Source organism: Actinopolymorpha rutila (assembly GCF_013407855.1).
GTDB lineage: Bacteria > Actinomycetota > Actinomycetes > Propionibacteriales > Actinopolymorphaceae > Actinopolymorpha > Actinopolymorpha rutila.
In genome coordinates, this window is the sequence record NZ_JACBZH010000001.1 from 1,021,180 (window position 1) to 1,039,026 (window position 17,847).

At 71.2% G+C, this 17,847-nt stretch carries 19 protein-coding genes; 10 read left to right on the forward strand and 9 right to left on the reverse strand.

The window, feature by feature from the left end:
* Window positions 1-9 precede the first annotated feature (9 nt).
* Window positions 10-1,371 (reverse strand): cytochrome ubiquinol oxidase subunit I, encoded by a 1,362-nt coding sequence (locus tag F4554_RS04505; RefSeq protein ID WP_337795867.1) that lies wholly within the window; start codon window positions 1,369-1,371, stop codon window positions 10-12.
* Window positions 1,372-1,502: 131 nt separating this feature from the next.
* Window positions 1,503-2,378 carry a GNAT family N-acetyltransferase gene (locus F4554_RS04510; RefSeq protein WP_179786204.1) on the reverse strand — a complete coding sequence of 292 codons (876 nt, stop codon included), beginning with the start codon at window positions 2,376-2,378 and terminating at the stop codon, window positions 1,503-1,505.
* A gap of 144 nt (window positions 2,379-2,522) precedes the next feature.
* Here F4554_RS04510 and F4554_RS04515 point away from each other — a divergent pair, with 144 nt between their 5' ends.
* From F4554_RS04515 to F4554_RS04535, 5 genes are all read left to right on the forward strand, one after another.
* Window positions 2,523-3,095 (forward strand): ArsR/SmtB family transcription factor, encoded by a 573-nt coding sequence (locus F4554_RS04515; protein ID WP_179786205.1) that lies wholly within the window; start codon window positions 2,523-2,525, stop codon window positions 3,093-3,095.
* An 86-nt stretch (window positions 3,096-3,181) separates the two neighbouring features.
* Window positions 3,182-4,405, forward strand: a complete 1,224-nt coding sequence (locus F4554_RS04520) for an MFS transporter (protein ID WP_202889150.1) — start codon at window positions 3,182-3,184, stop codon at window positions 4,403-4,405.
* Window positions 4,406-4,629: 224 nt separating this feature from the next.
* Window positions 4,630-5,427: a class I SAM-dependent methyltransferase gene (locus F4554_RS04525; RefSeq protein ID WP_238341217.1), complete on the forward strand. Its 798-nt coding sequence runs from the start codon at window positions 4,630-4,632 to the stop codon at window positions 5,425-5,427.
* A gap of 107 nt (window positions 5,428-5,534) precedes the next feature.
* On the forward strand, window positions 5,535-6,584 hold the full coding sequence (locus F4554_RS04530) for an MASE1 domain-containing protein (RefSeq protein ID WP_337795868.1): 1,050 nt from the start codon (window positions 5,535-5,537) through the stop codon (window positions 6,582-6,584).
* A 44-nt stretch (window positions 6,585-6,628) separates the two neighbouring features.
* Window positions 6,629-7,207, forward strand: coding sequence for an OsmC family protein (locus tag F4554_RS04535; protein WP_179786208.1), 579 nt, complete (start codon window positions 6,629-6,631; stop codon window positions 7,205-7,207).
* Between the two features lie 75 nt (window positions 7,208-7,282).
* Here the strand turns inward: F4554_RS04535 and F4554_RS04540 are convergent, their stop codons facing one another.
* From F4554_RS04540 to F4554_RS04550, 3 genes are all read right to left on the reverse strand, one after another.
* Window positions 7,283-7,780, reverse strand: a complete 498-nt coding sequence (locus F4554_RS04540; RefSeq protein WP_179786209.1) for a beta-class carbonic anhydrase — start codon at window positions 7,778-7,780, stop codon at window positions 7,283-7,285.
* A gap of 121 nt (window positions 7,781-7,901) precedes the next feature.
* Window positions 7,902-8,549 carry a VC0807 family protein gene (locus tag F4554_RS04545; protein ID WP_179786210.1) on the reverse strand — a complete coding sequence of 216 codons (648 nt, stop codon included), beginning with the start codon at window positions 8,547-8,549 and terminating at the stop codon, window positions 7,902-7,904.
* 47 nt (window positions 8,550-8,596) lie between these two features.
* Window positions 8,597-8,779: a hypothetical protein gene (locus tag F4554_RS04550; protein ID WP_179786211.1), complete on the reverse strand. Its 183-nt coding sequence runs from the start codon at window positions 8,777-8,779 to the stop codon at window positions 8,597-8,599.
* 298 nt (window positions 8,780-9,077) lie between these two features.
* On the opposite strand from F4554_RS04550, the gene F4554_RS32910 reads away from it, so the two are divergent.
* A complete protein-coding gene (locus tag F4554_RS32910) occupies window positions 9,078-10,268 on the forward strand; it encodes a histidine kinase (RefSeq protein ID WP_179786212.1) in 1,191 nt (396 codons plus the stop codon).
* The gene (locus F4554_RS04560; protein ID WP_179786213.1) at window positions 10,265-10,981 is read left to right on the forward strand and encodes a response regulator; all 717 of its coding nucleotides are present in this window, start codon (window positions 10,265-10,267) and stop codon (window positions 10,979-10,981) included. The genes F4554_RS32910 and F4554_RS04560 overlap by 4 nt, the downstream gene beginning before the upstream one ends.
* Here F4554_RS04560 and F4554_RS04565 read toward each other — a convergent pair.
* From F4554_RS04565 to F4554_RS04580, 4 genes are read right to left on the reverse strand one after another with little or no spacing between them, the layout of a single operon-like run.
* Entirely contained in the window at window positions 10,970-11,869 is a 900-nt protein-coding gene (locus F4554_RS04565) for a bifunctional 5,10-methylenetetrahydrofolate dehydrogenase/5,10-methenyltetrahydrofolate cyclohydrolase (protein ID WP_179786214.1), read from the reverse strand. The two genes, F4554_RS04560 and F4554_RS04565, sit on opposite strands and share 12 nt — an antisense overlap.
* Window positions 11,866-12,534, reverse strand: coding sequence for a cyclodeaminase/cyclohydrolase family protein (locus F4554_RS04570; protein WP_238341218.1), 669 nt, complete (start codon window positions 12,532-12,534; stop codon window positions 11,866-11,868). Before F4554_RS04570 ends, F4554_RS04565 begins: the two co-directional genes overlap by 4 nt.
* Window positions 12,535-12,588: 54 nt before the next feature.
* Entirely contained in the window at window positions 12,589-14,070 is a 1,482-nt protein-coding gene (locus F4554_RS04575; protein ID WP_179786215.1) for a sensor histidine kinase, read from the reverse strand.
* 53 nt (window positions 14,071-14,123) lie between these two features.
* Entirely contained in the window at window positions 14,124-14,819 is a 696-nt protein-coding gene (locus F4554_RS04580; RefSeq protein WP_179791291.1) for a response regulator transcription factor, read from the reverse strand.
* 259 nt (window positions 14,820-15,078) lie between these two features.
* On the opposite strand from F4554_RS04580, the gene F4554_RS04585 reads away from it, so the two are divergent.
* Genes F4554_RS04585 through F4554_RS04595 form a run of 3 tightly spaced genes read left to right on the forward strand, consistent with a single transcriptional unit; the run spans window position 15,079 to window position 17,761 of the window.
* Window positions 15,079-16,407, forward strand: a complete 1,329-nt coding sequence (locus F4554_RS04585; RefSeq protein ID WP_179786216.1) for a ferredoxin reductase family protein — start codon at window positions 15,079-15,081, stop codon at window positions 16,405-16,407.
* Complete coding sequence (locus F4554_RS31895; RefSeq protein ID WP_238341219.1) at window positions 16,407-17,009, forward strand: FMN-binding protein; 603 nt, start codon at window positions 16,407-16,409, stop codon at window positions 17,007-17,009. The genes F4554_RS04585 and F4554_RS31895 overlap by 1 nt, the downstream gene beginning before the upstream one ends.
* The gene (locus F4554_RS04595; RefSeq protein ID WP_202889151.1) at window positions 17,006-17,761 is read left to right on the forward strand and encodes an FAD:protein FMN transferase; all 756 of its coding nucleotides are present in this window, start codon (window positions 17,006-17,008) and stop codon (window positions 17,759-17,761) included. Before F4554_RS31895 ends, F4554_RS04595 begins: the two co-directional genes overlap by 4 nt.
* The last annotated feature ends 86 nt before the right edge of the window (window positions 17,762-17,847 follow it).

Here is a 17,847-nt window from a genome sequence, read left to right on the forward strand (position 1 = left end):
CGGCAGGCCTCAGGCGACCGGGTACCCGGCGACGTCGTGTTCCTGCGGCGCGGTCGGCGCGGGCGAGTCCCGGGACAGCCGGCGCAGTACGTACACCGTCGCCACTGTGAGCACGACGTAGACCGCGAACACCAGCACGAAGCCCCACACCAGTCCCGGAGCGGGGTTGACCGCATCGGCGGTACGCATGACGCCGTAGACGATCCACGGTTGCCGGCCGACCTCGGTGACCGTCCAGCCGGCCTCCAGTGCCACCACGGCGGCGACCCCGCCGAGCGATGCCGCGCGCAGGAACCACCGCGTGCGTGGCAGGTCTCGCCGCCGCCACCACGTCCACCCGAGCCACGCCGACAGCAACAGCAACGCCATGCCCATCCCGACCATCAGGTCGAACGCCGGGTGCACGATGTTGACCGGCGGCCAGTCGCTCGGTGGGACCTGGTCGAGGCCGATGACCTCGGCGTTCGTTCTCCCGTGCGCGAGGAGGGAAAGTCCGTACGGAATCTCGATGGCGCCTCGCAACTCACCGTTGACAGCAAAGCCGCCCACACTCAGCGGCACGCCGCGTCCGGTCCGGAACAGTCCTTCCATCGCGGCGAGCTTGATCGGCTGGTTGTCGGCGACGAAGCGGGCAGCCCAGTCACCGACGACGAGCTGGGCCGGCGTGACGACGGCGGCCACCGTGAACGGCAGCAGGAACCCCAGTCGGTGGTAGCGGTCGTGGCGACCACGAAGCATCCCGACCGCGTGGACACCGGCGATGCCGAACCCCGCGACCATGAACGCCGCCAGGATCATGTGCGTCGTCTGCGGAGGTGTCGACAGGTTGAACATCGCCGCCCACGGATCGACCGCGACGACCCTGCCGTGCGCCACGTCGAACCCGGTCGGCTGCTGCATCCAGGCGTTCGCCGAGACGACGAAGAACGCGCTGGCGACCCCGGCGACGATGATCGGTATTCCCGTCAACAGGTGCTTGACGGGGCTCAGCCGATCCCAGGCGTACAGGTAGATGCCCAGGAAGATCGCCTCGATGAAGAACGCCACGCCCTCCATGGCGAACGGCAGACCGATGACCTGTCCGTAGACGCCCATCAGGCCCGGCCACAACAGACCCATTTCGAACGACAGAATGGTGCCGGACACCGCGCCGACCGCGAAGAGCACGCCCATGGCACGCGCCCAGCGCCGCGCCAGCATCCGGTAGGCAGGATCACCGGTGCGATGTCCGCGCCACTCCGCGATCAACGTGATCGCCGGCATTCCGACGCCCAGGCAGGCGAGGATGATGTGCCAGCCCAGGGACAGAGCCATCTGGGTCCGGGCCGCCACCAGGTCGGCGTACGTCGCGGGCGCGGTCAGCAACACCACGAACGCCGCTTACCCAGGCACACCGGACGCTCAACCGGGCAGGACGGGATCGACCTTCAGCCAGCGCACCAGCAGGCGCTGCGCGCGTACGGCGACGCGGCGAGCCTCCGTGCGGGACAGCCGGTGCACGGTCATGACGCCTGCGGAGTCCAGACGTACGGCGTGGTGGTGGCGACCTTGAACATGCCCAGGCGTTCGAGGATCGGCCGGCTGTCCTCGGACGCGTCCACCTGAAGGAACTCCAGTCCCTTGGCCTGCGCGATCCGCGCGCGCTCGGCGACCAGCGCCCGGTAGATGCCCCGCCCGCGCCACCGGGCAAGCGTCGAACCGCCCCACAGGCCGCCGAACCTGGTGCCCGGCATCACCACCAGCCAGGCCGCGGCCACCACCGTGGGAGCAGCGCGGTCGGCGGCGTCGTCGGCCTCGGCGACCAGGACGGCGATGTCGTCCGGGCTGCCGGCGACGCGGTCCGCCAGGTCGTCGGCCAGCCAGGCCCAGTCCTGGGACCAGACCTCCGACTCCATCGCTGCGATCCGGTCCAGGTCACGTCGTTCGCTGACGGGCCGGATCGTGACGCCCTCCGGCACCTGCCCGGCGTCCAGCACGTCGGGCACCCGGCCGACGACCACGGACTCCTCGTCCTCGGGCCGGAAGCCGGCTGCCCCCAGGAAGCCGCGCAGCCGTGGGTGGTCGTTGCTGTAGTACTTCCACTCCACCGCTTCGTTCCGCTCGGCGAAGAAGTCCCGCGCCCGCTCGACGTAGCCCTCCACCTCCTCCGCCGACGCGCCGGCCAGCCCGTCGGAGAACACGAAGGCGCGGTGCGGGGTGGTCACCCGCAGCACCCGGCCGTCCGGGTGCGAGGCCCACGTGAGCGGCATGCGGGCGGCCACGGTGGCCCGGACCTGGGCGTCGTGGGCGGTGAGGAGTTCGGCGGCGGTCGACCCGTGCGCACCGGCGGTCGACCCGTGCGCGGCGGAGGTCGTGGACGGGTTGTCGGTGAAGGTCACCGCGGGATTATCGCAGGGCCCGCCGGGTGGCCGGTGGCCTTCTTCCCGGTTTGCCCGTCTCCTGGCCGCGCGGCCAGAAAAAGCACAAGAATATTCGTACAAGAGAAGTTGTACGAATCCTCTTGTGCGTCTAGGCTCGCCCCCATGTCCGAACCCAAGCCGTCCATCGTCGACTCCCGCGTCCTCGCCGCCATGGCTCATCCGGTGCGCCGCCGGCTCCTCGACCTGTTGAAGGTGGACGGCCCGGCCACCGCCAGCACCCTCGCCCAGAAGACCGGTGAGGCCGTCGGCAACGTCAGTCACCACGTTCGCGCCCTGGCCGCGGCCGGGCTGATCGAGGAGGCGCCGGAGCTGGCGAAGGACCGGAGGGAACGGTGGTGGCGCCGGGCCACGCCGTCGCTGTGCTGGTCCTCGGCCGACTTCGCCGAGGACGCGGCCGGTGACGCGGTTGCCCGAGCCGTCGAGTCGCTCAACCTCGAACGCCAGACCGGACACGTCCGCCGCTGGGCCGACCAGCCGCAGTCGGAGCAGGAACGCTGGCCGCTGGGTCCGTTCTCGACCGAGGGGTGGCTGCGGGTCACCGACGCCGAGCTGGCGGAGTTCGGCCGGGAGGTCATGGCACTGGTCGAGAAGTGGGCCGAACGCGAGATCCCCGACGACGGGCAGGAACGCGAGACGGTCTTCACGTTCGCGCGGGCGGTACCGGCCCGCCCATGACTACCACCCAATCCTCTGCGTCCACCCAATCCTCTGCGTCCACAGAATCGCCTGCGTCCACGACGGCCCCGGCAGGCCGCCTGGGGTTGCTGCGCGACCGGGAGTTCCGGCTGCTGTGGATCGGCGAGAGCATCAGCAGCCTGGGCAGCTCCGTCACCACCGTGGCGCTGCCGCTGGTCGCCGTCACCGCTCTGCACGCACCACCGTTCGCCGTCAGCGTTCTGGCCGCCGCGGCCTGGCTGCCGTGGCTGGTCATCGGTCTGCCGGCGGGCGCCTGGGTGGACCGAGGCTCGCGACGGCGCATCATGCTCGTCGCGGACTGGGTGTCGATGGCCGCATTCCTGAGCGTTCCGCTGGTGGCGGCGCTGGGCCGGCTCACCATCGTCCAGCTGGCTCTGGTCGCGCTCGTCGCCGGCACCGCGAAGGTCTTCTTCGCCACCGCCTACCGCGCGTACCTGCCCGCTGTCGTCCGGCCCGTCCATCTGCTGGAGGCCAACGCCAAGCTGCAGGGCAGCGAGCAGGTGGCCAACCTCGCCGGCCCGGGCGTGGCCGGTCTGTTCGCCCAGGTCGCCTCGGCGCTCGGTGGGTTGCTGCTCGACGCCGCGACGTTCGCCGTGTCGGCCGTGTGCCTGACCCGGATGAGAACCACCGAGGAGGTCCGCCCCCGCACCCGGCGCCGGCTGCGTACGGAGATTCGCGAGGGCCTGGGCCTGGTGGCCCGCGACTCGTTGCTGCGTGGCAACACGCTCTACGGATGCGTCGCCAACCTGGCATTGACGGGATACCAGTCACTGCTGGTGCTGTTCCTCGTCCGGGACGTCGGACTCAGTGCCGGTGCGACCGGTGTGCTCCTCGCGATCACCAGTGTGGGCGGCGTTCTCGGCGCCGCGGTGGCCCGCCGGATGTCGACTCGGCTCGGCAGCGCACGCGTCGTCCTGCTGGGCAAGGTCGGGTTGGCGCCGCTCGGGCTGTTGATCCCATGCGCGAACCGGGGATTCGGGCTGGTGCTGTTCGCCATTGCCAGTGTGGCGATCGTGGCAGGAGTCGTGGCCGGCAATGTCGTCTTCTCCGGTTTCGTGCAGAGCTACGTGCCGGCCGAGCTGATGGGCCGGGTCTCCACCAGCGTGCAGGTCGTCAACTTCGGTGCCATTCCGCTGGGTGCACTTTTCGCGGGGGCGCTGGGCAACGCGTTCGGCGTACGGACGGCGTTGTGGGTGATGCTCACTGTGTTCGCGCTGAGCGGGGTGCTCCTCGTGGCCACGCCGCTGCGCCGACTGCGCGACCTGCCTGCCGGGCGGCTGGGTGGGTGACACCGGAGACCGAACACCACGTCCGTTATCCGCCGGCCCTTCTGCGGAACCCGTAATGCTTCTGGAGGGCGGCACCGGCGCGGACCTTCTTCGCCGCTCTGGACGGCCTACTCCCGGACGACGCGTCGCGGCAGGCCAGGCTTTTGCACCGGATGGGCCGGCGGCTCGGTGGCCAGGGAAAATCGAGTCGCCTCAACTTCGGCGACTGTGCGAAGGTCGGCCGCATGGACCAGCACACGACCGTCAACCAGGCCATGTGGAACGAGCTCGCTCCGCTGCACGCCGCGTCGGACTACTACGACGTGGACTCTTTCCTGCGCGGGACCGGGACGCTCGGCGAACTCGAGCTCGCCGAGGTCGGCGACGTCACCGGCAAGAGCCTGCTGCACCTGATGTGCCACTTCGGTCTGGACACGCTGTCCTGGGTACGCGAGGGCGCCCGGGTGACCGGCGTCGACTTCTCCGACCAGGCGATCGGCATCGCCCGTGACCTCGCGAACCGTACGAGCACCGAGGCAGAGTTCGTGATCTGTGACGTGCTGGCCGCCGCCGACCACCTGGACGACACCTACGACGTGGTGTTCTTGTCCAAGGGCGTACTGATGTGGATCGCCGACCTGGACGCCTGGGCGGCCACGTGTGCGCGACTTCTCCGACCGGGCGGGGTGCTCTATGTGCTCGACTACCACCCGCTGGCACTCGCGCTATCGGAGTCCGGCAGCGCGGAGGACGGTCTGACGTTGCACGGCAGCTACTTCGGCCGCCCGGAGCCGACCGTCGTCGTCGCGGACGGCTCGTACGCGGTCTCCGACGCCGGACTGGCACACCAGGAGTCGCGGGAGTGGACCCACACCCTCGGCGAGGTGGTGACCGCACTCGTCCGCGCCGGAATCGCGATCGAGTTCCTGCACGAGTTCCCTGCCCGGGCCGGTGGCATGCCGTTGCCGAACGTCGACCGGGACGGCCTGCGCGACGAACTGCCCGCGATGTACTCGGTCCGAGGCGTACGCACAGGAGCGTAATTGGTGGTGAAAGAGGGCGCGTCCCGAGAGTGGACGCCCTTCCTGCTGCCGATGGTTCACGCGTAGGGTGACCTGTCATGGAGCGCTTCCCCAGGCTCCGACGGGTTGTGATCGTTGGGCTGCAGATCCTCGCTGTTGCGGCCGCCTTCTACGGATCGGCGCAACTGGGGCTCATGGTCGGTCTGGTCAAAGGACAGATCAGCCCATTCTGGCCGCCGACCGGGATCGCACTGGTCGCCCTGCTACTGCTCGGCCCGCAGGTGTGGCCCGGAATCCTTCTCGGTGCCCTCCTCGTCGAGTCGACCCAAGGCCCTCCGGCCGTCGCTCTGCTCACCGCGGCCGGAACCACACTCGCCTGCGTGGTGGCGTACCGCGCACTGCGTAAGGTCGGTTTCCGGATCGAACTGGATCGGCTGCGGGACGCGCTCGCGCTGGTGTTCCTCGCCGCGTTCGGCGGCATGTTGATCAGCTCGACCATCGGAACCGTCATCCGGGTCGCTGTCGGCGCGACCGAGCCGAGCTACTTCCTGCCGACCTGGCTGACCTGGTGGACCGGCGACGCGATGGGCATCCTGACCGTCGGGCCGCTGCTGCTGACCGCCGTGAAGGTTCCGTGGCGGCGCACCATCTCCACGGGGATGCTGCTGGAAGTCATCGCGCTGTTCGCCGCCGCGTTCGTGGTCGTGCTGGTCAGTGCGCGTATGTTCGGCATCCTTTTCCTCGCCTTTCCGCTGCTGGTCTGGGCTGCCTGGAGGTTCCAGCTGCCAGGTGCCGCACCGGTCGCCTTGCTCGCCTCGGCCGCCGCGATCTACACGGCGGTCCACGGCATCGGGCCGTTCGCCGGACGTGGGTTGTTCGACACGATGATGATCCTGCAGATGTTCGACGGGGCGGTCGCTCTGACCGGACTGCTGCTGTCCGTCGCGATCATCGAACGTGACCGGGCGAGAAGGGAGATCGAACGCACCTGTGAGCGGCTGGGCGAGGTGCTCGACCACTTCGACCGCAGCGCCGGCGCCGTGCGGGTGACGCCGCCGCAGGCTCCGGCGGAGCAGCGAACGGTGCTGCAGGAGTCGCAGCGACCGAAAAGAGTCCAAGGTCCTCCGTACGGCGGCCCGGGTGGCACTTCCCCGCCCGTCAACGGTTGGTTGCGGTGAAAGGAACAGTCAACCACGACGCAGTCCGAAGGGAGCGGGAGTCGATGACGACGACAACCGCCGAGAAGGTCGTCAACGGGGTGGACGCGGGCAGGTTGTTCCAGACCATCACCGCGATCGAACAGGATCCGGCGATCGCGAAGTTCAACTTCCGGCTCAGCAACTTCTGGGTCCACGGTGCACACAACCGGGCGGTCGTCGCCGACTTCGACGGCGCCCGTACGACACACCGCCGGGACAAGACGTACTTCGTCTACGACAAGGACGAACACCCGGCACTGCTCGGTGAGGACCGGGGCGCCAACCCGGTGGAGTACCTCCTCGCCGGACTCGCAGGATGTGTCACCACCACGCTCGTCTACCACGCTGCGGCCCGGGGGATCACCCTCACTCGGGTGGATGCCGAACTCGACGGCGACATCGACCTGCGGGGACTGCTCGGCATGTCGGAGGAGGTTCGCCCCGGCTACCAGAGCATCCGGATGATGCTGCATGTCGAGGGGGACGCCAGCAGGGAGGAACTCGCCGATCTGGTACGCCTCGCCGAACGCCGCTCGCCGGTGGCCGACGCCGTGATGCACGGCACGCCCCTGCAGCTCGACCTCGCCGACGAGGGGACGTAACTCCTCAGAACGGCGGTAGGTCGTCCTCGGCCGTCCTCGTGCCCTGTTGGTCGTGACCGGAGGCTGAATCGCGGGTCACACGATGTGGCGCAGCCGCCCGGTGTCGACGTCGTACAGGAAACCGCCGACGGCGACCGACTCCGGAATCAGCGGGTGGGTGCGTACGCGGGTCACGTCGTCTCGCAGTTGGCTCTCCTGGTCGGCAATCGCGCCGAACGTCTCCCACGACGCGTCCTGCCCGCTCGCCTCGCCGACCCGGGCACGCAACTCGGCTTCGGTGGCCGAGGCCATCGCGCAGCGGGTGTGCGGTATCACGAGAATCCGCTCGACCTTCAGTAGGTTGACACCCAGGATGAGCGCCAACAGCGCCTGGTGGGTGACTCGCCCGCCGGGGTTGCGCACCATCTTGGCGTCGCCGGGCCGCAGTCCCAGCATGCCGAGGGGGTCGAGGCGGGAGTCCATGCAGGTGACGAGGCCCACGCCCGCGTGGGCGAACCCGTCGAATCCCGCGAACTGGAAGTCGTCGGCGTAACGTTCGTTCGCGGCGAGAAGGTCGTCGAAAGCAGCGGTCATACCTGCGACGTTAGGCCGTGCCCCGACGGCCCGGACAGGCAGGCCCGCTCGGCGCGCGCAAAACCCGCCGTCCCAGCCGGGCCGACTCCGCAGGCCTGGGCGATCCCCGCGGTCCCGCCGATCAGGAGGAGCGGTTGCGCAGCCGGGCGCGGTACCACCACATCGCACCCACGCCCACCGCGAGCACGGCCAGCCCGACCGGGCGGGACAACGCGAGGAACGTTCCCGTCGGCACGCTGAGGGCCAGGACCAGCAGGACGCCGGCATGGGCTGTCAGCGTGGAGCCGAGCAGGACGGTGAAGATCGCCGACGTACGCCGCCGGGCCGGGTCCGACAGTGCCCCGCGCATCCGCGGGTCGCGGGCGGCGAGGATCCGCAGGAGCACCAGGTGGAGCGGCCTGCCCACGGCGGCCGAGCCGAGCAACAACAGCCCGAGTGGACCGGTCACCAGGGAGTCCTGGAGTTCGAGCACGATCCGGTTGCCGCCGGACAGGGCGGAGATCGCCAGGGCCAGGCCGAAGCCCGCCAGCGCGACCGCGCCGACCACGTCGAGACGTCGTCGCAGCACGAACGTGACGAGGGTGCCGAGAAGTGGTACGCCACCGGCGACGGCGAGCGCGAGTACGTCACTGCCGACGTGGGGGCGTACCACCGCGAAGACCACCAGAGGCAAGCCGGCGTTGACGGCGATGCGTGGGAGCAACCGGCGCAGGGACGGGCGGGAGGCGGACCGGGGAAGCTCGGTCGGTTGGTCAGTTCGGTTCGGCATGCCTGGTTGGTTCGAGGCTGCCTGCCGGGCCGAAGTGGGGGAGGTGTTCATCGGCGGCCACCGCCCAACCGGGTGAGGGGAAGGCCCCGCCGGTACCGGACGACGCCGAGACCGCCGGCGACGGCGAGCAGAGCACCGCCCAGGACCGCGGTCCAGGTGGATCTGCCGAAGAGATGGGTCAGCCCGGTGACGAGCAGGCCGGCGCCGATGACGACGAGCCGCGCGATCATCGCGTTCTCCGTTCGGTGAATGGGTTTGCTGCATGGCTGGATCGGACGAGACCCAGCGTGCGGCGCGGGCGCCCTCTCCGGCGTCGGCGTACGGGTGGATGTCCGGGTGGAACCTTCTCGGTGGCCGCCCGCGGGCTCCACCCGTGGGTGGAGGACCTGCCGCGAACGGCGTACTACCGTGGTCGCCGTGCCCGCTGACCCGCTCTCGGCCACCGCCTTCGCGTCCCGATCTCGTGCGCAAGGTGCCGATCCGCAAGGCGCCGACACAGACAGCGCCGACACGGACCGCCGGCGACCCGTGCCTCGGTGGTTGCGGCCGACCGGGATCGCGCTCCTCGTCGTCGTGATGGGCCTGACCCTGCGCGACCGGCCGGGCCTGGACGCAGCCGGTCTCGGCGTACTCGCCCTCGCGGCGACGGCGGCGGTGGCCGTCGGTGGCGCCGGTCTGCTCATCGAACTGCCCCGTGGCCGGCCGGCCTGGCTGACCATCGCCCTCTTCACCCTGCTGATCGGCGGCTCGGTGGTGGTCGTGGCGATCGAGCCGGACGGGCCGGGTTTCGTAGGCGGGTTCGTCGCCACCAGCGTGGCCGCCTCGAGCCTGTCCCGGCGGCCCGGTCAGGTGGTGGTGGCGTTCACCCTGGTCGGCATCGCCGTCGCCGGGCACTTCGGCGGGCACCGGCCGTGGACGACGATCCTGGTCGCGGAGGCCGGCGCGCTGGCGTTCTTCCGGCTCGGGCAGTACGCCCGCCGGCTGCGCGCGCGGACCGAACAGGCCGAACGCCTGCTGGCCGAGGTCCAGCGCACCCGGTCCGCACACGTGCGCGCGGCCACCCTGGCCGAACGCCAGCGGCTCGCCCGGGAGATGCACGACGTGCTGGCCCACTCGCTGTCCGGGCTGCTGCTGCACCTGGAAGGTGCCCGGCTGCTCGCTGTGCGCGAGGGTGCCAACCCGCGGTTGACGGATTCCCTGGAACGCGCGCGCGGCCTGGCCCAGGCCGGACTCGGCGAGGCGCGGCAGGCGATCGGCGTACTCCGGGACGAGGACCTGCCAGGGCCGGACGGCCTGCCGGTGCTGGCGAAGGAGCTCGAGCGCGACCTGGGGATCGACTGCCGGGTCGAGGTGTGCGGAACGCCGTACGAGCTGGGTCCGCAGACCAGGCTGACGTTGTACCGCGTGGCGCAGGAGGCGCTGACGAACGTACGCCGGCATGCCCGCCCGGAGCGCGTGGACGTACGCCTGAGCTACCAGGCCGACGGCTCCCGGCTCGTCGTCGAGGACGTCGCCGCCTCCGCCACGTCCGCTCCACCTGACGAAACCGACCCGGCTCCCGGCTACGGCGTGAGCGGCATGCGCGAACGTGCCGAACTGCTCGGCGGCGAGCTGACGGCCGAGCCGACCTCGACCGGCTTCCGCGTCACCCTCTGGCTGCCCGCGCGCGACGGCGACGGTGACGTGCCGGCGCGCGGCCACGGCGAGGTGCCGGCGTGACCGGCGAGGTGCGCGGCAGGACCGAACCGATCCGGGTGCTGCTCGCCGACGACCAGCGCGTCGTACGCGAGGGCCTGGCCATGCTGCTCGGCCTGCTGCCCGGCGTCGAGGTGGTCGGCACCGCCGCGGACGGCGAGGAGGCGGTCGACCTGGCCGCGCGGCTGCACCCGGACGTGATCCTGATGGACCTGCGGATGCCGCGCTGCGACGGAATCGAGGCCACCCGCCGGCTGCGCGCGGAGCCCGGGGCGGGTCAGGTGATCGCGCTGACGACGTACGCCGACGACCGGTCCGTCCTCGACGCGCTCCGCGCAGGTGCGCGCGGCTACCTCACCAAGGACGCCGGCGCGGAGGAGATCCGGGCCGCGCTGGTCCAGGTCGCCGACGGCCACGCGGTGATCGACCGGGCCGTCCACCACCATCTCGTCGACGCGCTCGGTGCCGGGCCGTCAGGCAACGAAACGGGTTCGGCGGCGAGCCCGCCGCTCGCGCGCCCGGACGGGTTGACGCCGCGCGAGGCCGAGGTGCTGTCGCTGATGGCCGAGGGACTGTCGAACGCCGAGATCGCGGGCCGGCTGGTGGTGGGTGAGGCCACCGTGAAGAGCCACATCAACCATCTGTTCGCCAAGCTGGGGGTGCGCGACCGGGCCCAGGCCGTGGCGTACGCCTACCGGCGAGGTGTCGTACCGCCGCCCGGCACCTCAGCTACCTGAGGTCCGGGCCGCGGCGAGGGCGGTGTGCCGGTGCAGCAGCGCCGTGGTCACCGGGCCGACACCTCCGGGCACGGGTGTGAGCGCTCCCGCCACCGCCGCGACGGCCGGGTCGACGTCGCCGACCAGGCCGCCGTCCGGCGTCGGGTTGGTGCCGACGTCCACGACGACCGCGCCGGGGCGTACGTGGTCCACGCCGATCAGCCCCGGACGCCCGACGGCCGCCACCAGCACGTCTGCCTCCCGGCACAGTGCGGGCAGGTCGGCCGATCGGGAGTGGCAGACCGTCACGGTGGCGTGCTCGGCGAGCAACAGCAGCGCGGCGGGCTTGCCCACCACCGTCGAACGACCGACCACCACGGCGCGCCGGCCCGCGAGCGGCACCTGCTCGTGGCGCAGGATCTCCACCACCGCCTGTGCGGTCGCCGGTGCGAACGCCTCCACCGAGCCGGCCGCGAGCAGCCCCAGCGAGGTCGGGTTTGCCCCGTCGACGTCCTTGTCCGGTGCGATCGCCGCACCGAGATCGGCCAGGGTGACCCCGGCCGGCAGCGGGGTCTGGCAGATCACCCCGTGCACCGCGGGGTCGGCAGACCTCGCGGCGAGGTGGCCGGCGAGGGTCGCCGCGTCGGCGCCGTGCAGGGTGTCGACCAGGCAGGTGATGCCGAGCCGCTTGGCCGCCCGGGCGATGGAACGGACGTACCAGGCCGTTCCCTCGTCGTCGGTCGGGACCACGACGGCGAGGGTGGGAACGATTCCAGCCGCCGTCAGCCGGGCCACGTCGGCGGCGGTTCGCTCGTCGAGTTCCGCGGCGACCGCGCGTCCGTCGATCCGGTCGGCCGTCCGGCCAGTACGGGCCGCACCCCCGTCGCCGCTACCGGCGTTCGCGGTCATCGGCCGAGTTCCCGGCGGATGTCGGCGACCAGGGCGCGGCCCCGCTCGGTGACGGCGAGGTGTTCCTCCAGATCGGCTGTCAACTCGGACTTGACATCGCTGTCGGGCAACGAGGACAGGTTGACCTCGACGTTGACCGCGGCGGAGTCAGCGGCGCCGGCGGCCGCCGCGGCGGCGACCGCGAGGTCGGAGACCACCTGCGGGTTGGACCGTCCCCGCAGCGACTCGGCCAGCGCCACCACGTCGGCCGCGGCGGCCGCGATCGCCAGCGGCGGCAGGGCCGCGGCGTGGGTCGCGGACCGCGCCGCGTCGCGGCGGGCCGTGCGCTCCTCCTCGGTCGTACGGGGAAGGCGGTAGGCCGTCATCAACGCCGTGAACGCCGCCTCGTCCTCCCTGCCCAGCCGCAACGCCTCCGCGCGCAGCGCGTCGGCCCGCTCGCGCACCTGGATCGCGTGCTCCTCATGCGCGGCGTGGACCGGCTTGCCGATCGTCAGGTTGGTCACCATCGACACCAGCGCCGCGCCGATCGCGACCTGCATGGCCGCAGCAGCGCCACCACCGGGTGCCGGGTCCGCGGATGCCAGGCGTTCCAGCCAGCCGGCGATCGTGTCGGCGTTCGTGTCGGCTTTCGTACTCGAGCCGTCCATGCCGTCCATGCCGTCCATGCGGTCCTCCCGTCCTGGCGCGACGCCGCGCGCGAGCAGGATAGTGCCCGTAGCTCAGGACGCCGGAAGCCGGACGAGGAACGTCGTGTCACCCGGCCGGCTGCTCACCCGTACCGTCCCGTGGTGAGCGTCAACCACGGCTTGCACGATGGCGAGGCCCAGCCCGGTGCCTCCGCTGGCGCGGGTGCGCGAGGTGTCGGCACGGTAGAAGCGGTCGAAGACGTGATCGACCGCGACCGGGGGCACACCGGGCCCGTCGTCGTGCACCTCGACCAGCGCGCCACCCGTGCCGTCACCGTCACCGTCACTGTCGCCGACGCCGGGTCCATGGCCGTCGCCGTCACGCACCCGCAGGTCGACGACGGTGCCCTTCGGTGTGTGGGCATGGACGTTCGCGAGCAGGTTGGCCAGCACCTGGCGCAGCCGGCCCTCGTCCCCGTTCACCACGAGCGGGTCGGCGGGCAGGTCCAGCCTGATCGGGCGGTCCTCGTCGCGGACCCGGAAGTCGCTGGCGGCGTCCACCGCCAGCCGGCACAGGTCGACCGGCCGGTGGTCGAGCGGGCGGCCCTGGTCCAGCCGGGCGAGCAGCAGCAGGTCGTCGACCAGCAGGCTCATCCGGTTCGACTCCTCCGCGATCCGGCGCATCGCCGTGCCGAGTTCGGCGAGGTCGAGGTCGTGGGCGGGTTCGAGGGTGCCGTCGCGGTCCCGGGTGGAACGGTCGAAGAGTTCGGCGTACCCACGTACGGTCGAAAGCGGTGTCCGCAACTCGTGCGAGGCGTCGGCGATGAACTGCCGCAGTTGGCGTTCGGCCTTGTTGCGTGCCTGGAACGACGCGTCGATCGCCTCCAGCATGTGGTTCATGCCCGAGCCGAGCTGACCCACCTCCGTCTGCGGCGGCAGCACCGGCGCCCGCAACCGCACCGCGGCCTCCGGGCCGGTGAGGTCGGTCTCGGCGATCCGCCGGGTGGTGGTGGTCATCCGGCCCAGTGGAGCCAGGCCGACCCGGATCAGTATGGAGCCGAGGATCGCGGTGACCACCAGCCCGGCAAGGCCGACCGCGACCTCGATGAGCACCAGTCTGCGCACGGTGTCCTTCAGCCACCGCAACGGCACGCCGACGACCAGCCGGGCGCCGTTCTTGAAGTCCGTGGCCACCAGGCGGTACGGACCTGGCAGCACGGAGTCCTCGAACGTACGCGGAGCAGAGACGGGCACTTCCTTGGCAAGCCTGACCTGCTCGGCATGCGACAGGTCCCGCACGTGCTCGGTCGTGCCGCGGGTCGTGGGCAGCATCGCCGACCGGCTGCCGTCGGCACTCACCACGAACCGGACCGCGTCCTGGGGCGGGATCTGCACGTGGTCGGCGTCGTCGTCCCCGTGCAGGAGCGCGTCCCTGGTCTGCCCGGCGACCTGGCGCAGTTGACCGTCGGTTCGATTGAGCAGGTACGTCTCCAGCGCGTGGGTCGTCGCCACCCCGCCGGCCGCCAGCACTCCCGCGGTGAGCAGCAGCACGAGGGCGAGGACACGACGCCGCAACGGCTGACGGGCGAAGAATCCTCGCGTCGCCGAGTAGAGCGAACGTCGACGTCTCACGAAAGCGGTGGGCGGAGGACGTAGCCGACACCGCGAACCGTGTGGATCAGCGGCTCGGCGTCGACGTCGATCTTGCGGCGGAGGTAGGAGATGTAGAGCTCGACCACGTTGGCGTTACCGCCGAAGTCGTAGTTCCACACCCGGTCCAGGATCTGCGCCTTGGACAACACCGTGCGGGCGTTGCGCATCAGGAACCGCAGCAGTTCGAACTCCGTCGGGGTCAGCTCGATCAGCCGGTCACCGCGGCGTACTTCGCGGGAGTCCTCGTCGAGCATCAGGTCGGCGACCCGCAGGCCGGTGCCGCGGGGCATCGTGACGGTCGCGCGGCGCATGACCGTGCGCAGCCGGGCGATCAGCTCCTCCAGGCTGAACGGCTTGGTGACGTAGTCGTCGCCACCGATGGTGAGCCCGCGAACACGGTCCTCGGTGGCGTCGCGGGCGGTGAGGAAGATGACCGGCGCGTCCACCCCTTTGGCGCGAAGTGCCGCGAACAACGCGAAACCGTCGGTGTCGGGCAGCATCACGTCCAGCACGATCGCGGACGGCTCGAAGTCGCGGGCCTGGGTCAGCGCCTGGTCGGCGGTGCCGGCGACCATGGTGTGCCAGCCTTCGTACCGCAGCGCGGAGGCGATCATCTCGGCGAGGTAGCGCTCGTCGTCGATCACCAGCACCCGCACCGGCGGCTCGGCCATGGTGGCCCGTCCGGCCTGTGCGGGTTCGGTTCGTGCCGTACCGGCCGAATCCACAGAATCTCCTCGTCGGGCTGCCACGCCGGCAGGCGCCGGCGCGGGTCCCCCGCGTCTCTACTACACACCTTCGCCGTCAGGGCTGAGAGTCTGGTGTGGGTTTCCTGTGCGTTCACTGTGAACGTGGAGCCGGTCGGCGAGGTTCACAGGGGGCGGACAGGATCGTCACCGGGTTCCCACAGGTCGGTCGGCCACGGTGGTGTCCATGCGAGCTCTGATCGTGCGGCACTCGCCGTGGCTGGTGTGGGCCGGGGTCGCCGCGGGCGCCGCGGCCCTGACCCTGCTGTGGTGGACCAGCACCCTTCCACCCACCTCCTTCGGCGGGCAGCTGACCGAGGCGGGCCGGCTGACCGGGCTGTTCGCCGGCTTCCTGGTGGTGATCCTGCTGGTGCTGATGGCCCGCCTGCCGGTGCTGGAACGCCAGGTCGGCACCGACCGGCTGGCCCGGATCCACAGCATGGTCGGACGGTACGTCGTGTGCATGACGGTCGCGCACATGGTGCTGATCTGGCTCGGGTACGCGATGACCGCGCACGCCGGTCTCGGCGCGGAGGTGACCGACCTGCTGACGGGGTACCCGTACGTCCTGTGGGCGGTGATCGGCGCGGGACTCTTCGTGCTGGTCGGGGTGGTCTCGGCCACCGCGATCCGCACCCGGGTGAGCTACGAGACGTGGTACCTCGTGCACCTGCTGACCTACGCCGGCATCGCGCTCGCGTTCTGGCACCAGATCCTCACCGGTGCTCAGTTCGTGTCGAACGGCGTGGCGCGATGGGGCTGGATCGGCGCGTACGCCTGTGCGACGGCGTTGCTGCTCTGGTACCGCCTCGTCGTCCCGGTCCGCAACGTCTGGCGGCACCGGCTGGAGGTGGCCGCTGTCCGCACCGAGGTGCCCGGCGTGGTGTCGGTCTACCTCTCCGGTGCCCGGCTGGACGACCTCGGCGCGGAGGCCGGGCAGTTCCTGCGGCTGCGCTTCCTCACCCGGAACGAGTGGTGGCAGTCCCATCCGTACTCGCTGTCCGCGGCGCCCAACCCGAGCTGGCTGCGGGTGACCATCAAGGCACTCGGTGACCACACCGAGCAGCTGCAGCGGATCCGGCCGGGCACGAGGGTGCTCGCCGAGGGTCCGTACGGCGCGCTCACCGCGCGGCGGCGCAGCCGGCACGGCGTGGTGCTGATCGCCGGCGGGGTCGGGGTGACCCCGCTGCGCGCGTTGTTCGAGTCGCTGCCGGCGGAGGAGGGCAGGCTCACCCTGATCTACCGCGCCAGCAAACACGAGGACGTGGTGTTCCGGCACGAGCTGGACGAGATCGCCGCGGACCGGCGGGCGGTCGTGCACTATCTGGTCGGCCCGCCCGGCCCCGGCCAGGAACCCGCGCTGCACCCGAACTGGCTGCGCCGCCTGGTGCCCGATGTCGCCGAGCGCGATGCCTACCTCTGCGGGCCCGGCGGGATGATGACCACCGCGATCGAGTCGCTGCGGGAGTGTGGGGTTCCCGCGCGGCGAATCCACCACGAGGACTTCAGCTTCTGATGAAACGCATCGTGCTCACCGCGCTGACCACCATCACCGGAATCGTGCTGTTGCTGGGGGTGAAGTCACAGACCGGCGCGCCGGGCCTGGCCACGGCCGCCGCGCCGGGCGCCGGTTCGGGGGCGACCGCCACCAAACGTACGCCCACACCCGAGGCGACGCCGACCCCGACGGCCACCGGTAAGCCCACCCCGAAGGGCGAACCGACCCCGCGCAAGAAGAAGTTGACGGCGACGAAGAAGCCGTCGACCAAGGCGAAGACGACACCCAAGGCGAAGCCGAAGGCCGCGCCGAAGAAGGTTGCCCCGAAGCCCAAGCCCGTCACGAAGATGAAGGTGGCGGGAAAGACCGCGGACACGCAGTACGGACCCGTGCAAGTGCAGGTCACGATGACCGGGCACACGATCACCAACGTCACGGCGCTGCAACTGCCGGGCGGCAACCAGCGAAGCTCCGAGATCGCCGGGTTCGCGGCTCCCCAACTGCGCCGGGAGGCCCTGTCCGCGCAGAGCGCCCACATCGACAGCGTGTCCGGTGCGACCTACACGAGCCAGGGCTACATCACCTCGCTGCAGTCCGCGCTCGACAGGGCCGGCGCGTGAGCGCGGCGACGACCCGTGGCCCGATCCGTCATGTGGAGTACGTGATGGGTACGGCTGTCACCATCGACGTCCGCGATCCGCGGGTGGGAGCCGGCGCGGTGGACGCGGTCGTCAGCTGGCTGCACACCGTCGACGCGACGTTCAGCACCTACCGTCCCGACAGCGCGATCAGCCGGCTCGACCGCGGCGAGGTCGGGCTGGCCGACTGCCCGGACACGGTCCGGTCGGTGCTGGCGCGGTGTGAGGAACTGCGGGTGGAGACCGTCGGCTACTTCGACCCGAGGTACGCGGGGCGGCTCGACCCGTCCGGGCTGGTGAAGGGGTGGTCGATCGAGCAGGCCGACCAGATCCTGCGGGCGGCCGGCTCGCAGGCTCACTGCCTGAACGCAGGTGGCGACGTCCTCGCCCGCGGCCGGCCCGAGCCCGGCCGGTGGTGGCGTGTCGGCATCGCCGACCCGCTCGACCGCAGCCGGCTGGCGACGGTGGTCGAGGGCGCGGACATCGCGGTCGCGACGTCGGGCACGGCCGAGCGCGGCGCCCACGTCGTCGACCCGCGCACCAGTGAACCCGCCACCGGCTGGGCGAGCGTCACCGTCGTCGGCCCGGACCTGCCCACCGCCGACGCCTACGCCACCGCCGCGCTGGCGATGGGCGACCAGGCCCGTGAGTGGCTTGCCGGGCGCACCGGTTTCGAGGCGTACGCGATCGCCCCGGACGGCACCACCTGGGCCACGCCCGGCTTTCCCCGATGACCCTGGCCCGCTAGCCGCCGGAACGCGGCGGGACTACCTTCTTCGTACGACGTCGAGCACGGCATGCGAGCCCGCCGGGGGTGAAG

Coding starts and splice junctions, on each gene's coding strand:
- F4554_RS04585 (WP_179786216.1), top strand. CDS start 15,079: ATGCGAGCTCTGATCGTGCGGCACTCGCCGTGGCTGGTGTGGGCCGGG.
- F4554_RS04550 (WP_179786211.1), bottom strand. CDS start 8,779: ATGATCGCGCGGCTCGTCGTCATCGGCGCCGGCCTGCTCGTCACCGGG.
- F4554_RS04570 (WP_238341218.1), bottom strand. CDS start 12,534: ATGGACGGCATGGACGGCATGGACGGCTCGAGTACGAAAGCCGACACG.
- F4554_RS04545 (WP_179786210.1), bottom strand. CDS start 8,549: ATGCCGAACCGAACTGACCAACCGACCGAGCTTCCCCGGTCCGCCTCC.
- F4554_RS04525 (WP_238341217.1), top strand. CDS start 4,630: ATGGACCAGCACACGACCGTCAACCAGGCCATGTGGAACGAGCTCGCT.
- F4554_RS04565 (WP_179786214.1), bottom strand. CDS start 11,869: ATGACCGCGAACGCCGGTAGCGGCGACGGGGGTGCGGCCCGTACTGGC.
- F4554_RS04580 (WP_179791291.1), bottom strand. CDS start 14,819: ATGGCCGAGCCGCCGGTGCGGGTGCTGGTGATCGACGACGAGCGCTAC.
- F4554_RS04535 (WP_179786208.1), top strand. CDS start 6,629: ATGACGACGACAACCGCCGAGAAGGTCGTCAACGGGGTGGACGCGGGC.
- F4554_RS04540 (WP_179786209.1), bottom strand. CDS start 7,780: ATGACCGCTGCTTTCGACGACCTTCTCGCCGCGAACGAACGTTACGCC.
- F4554_RS31895 (WP_238341219.1), top strand. CDS start 16,407: ATGAAACGCATCGTGCTCACCGCGCTGACCACCATCACCGGAATCGTG.
- F4554_RS04515 (WP_179786205.1), top strand. CDS start 2,523: ATGTCCGAACCCAAGCCGTCCATCGTCGACTCCCGCGTCCTCGCCGCC.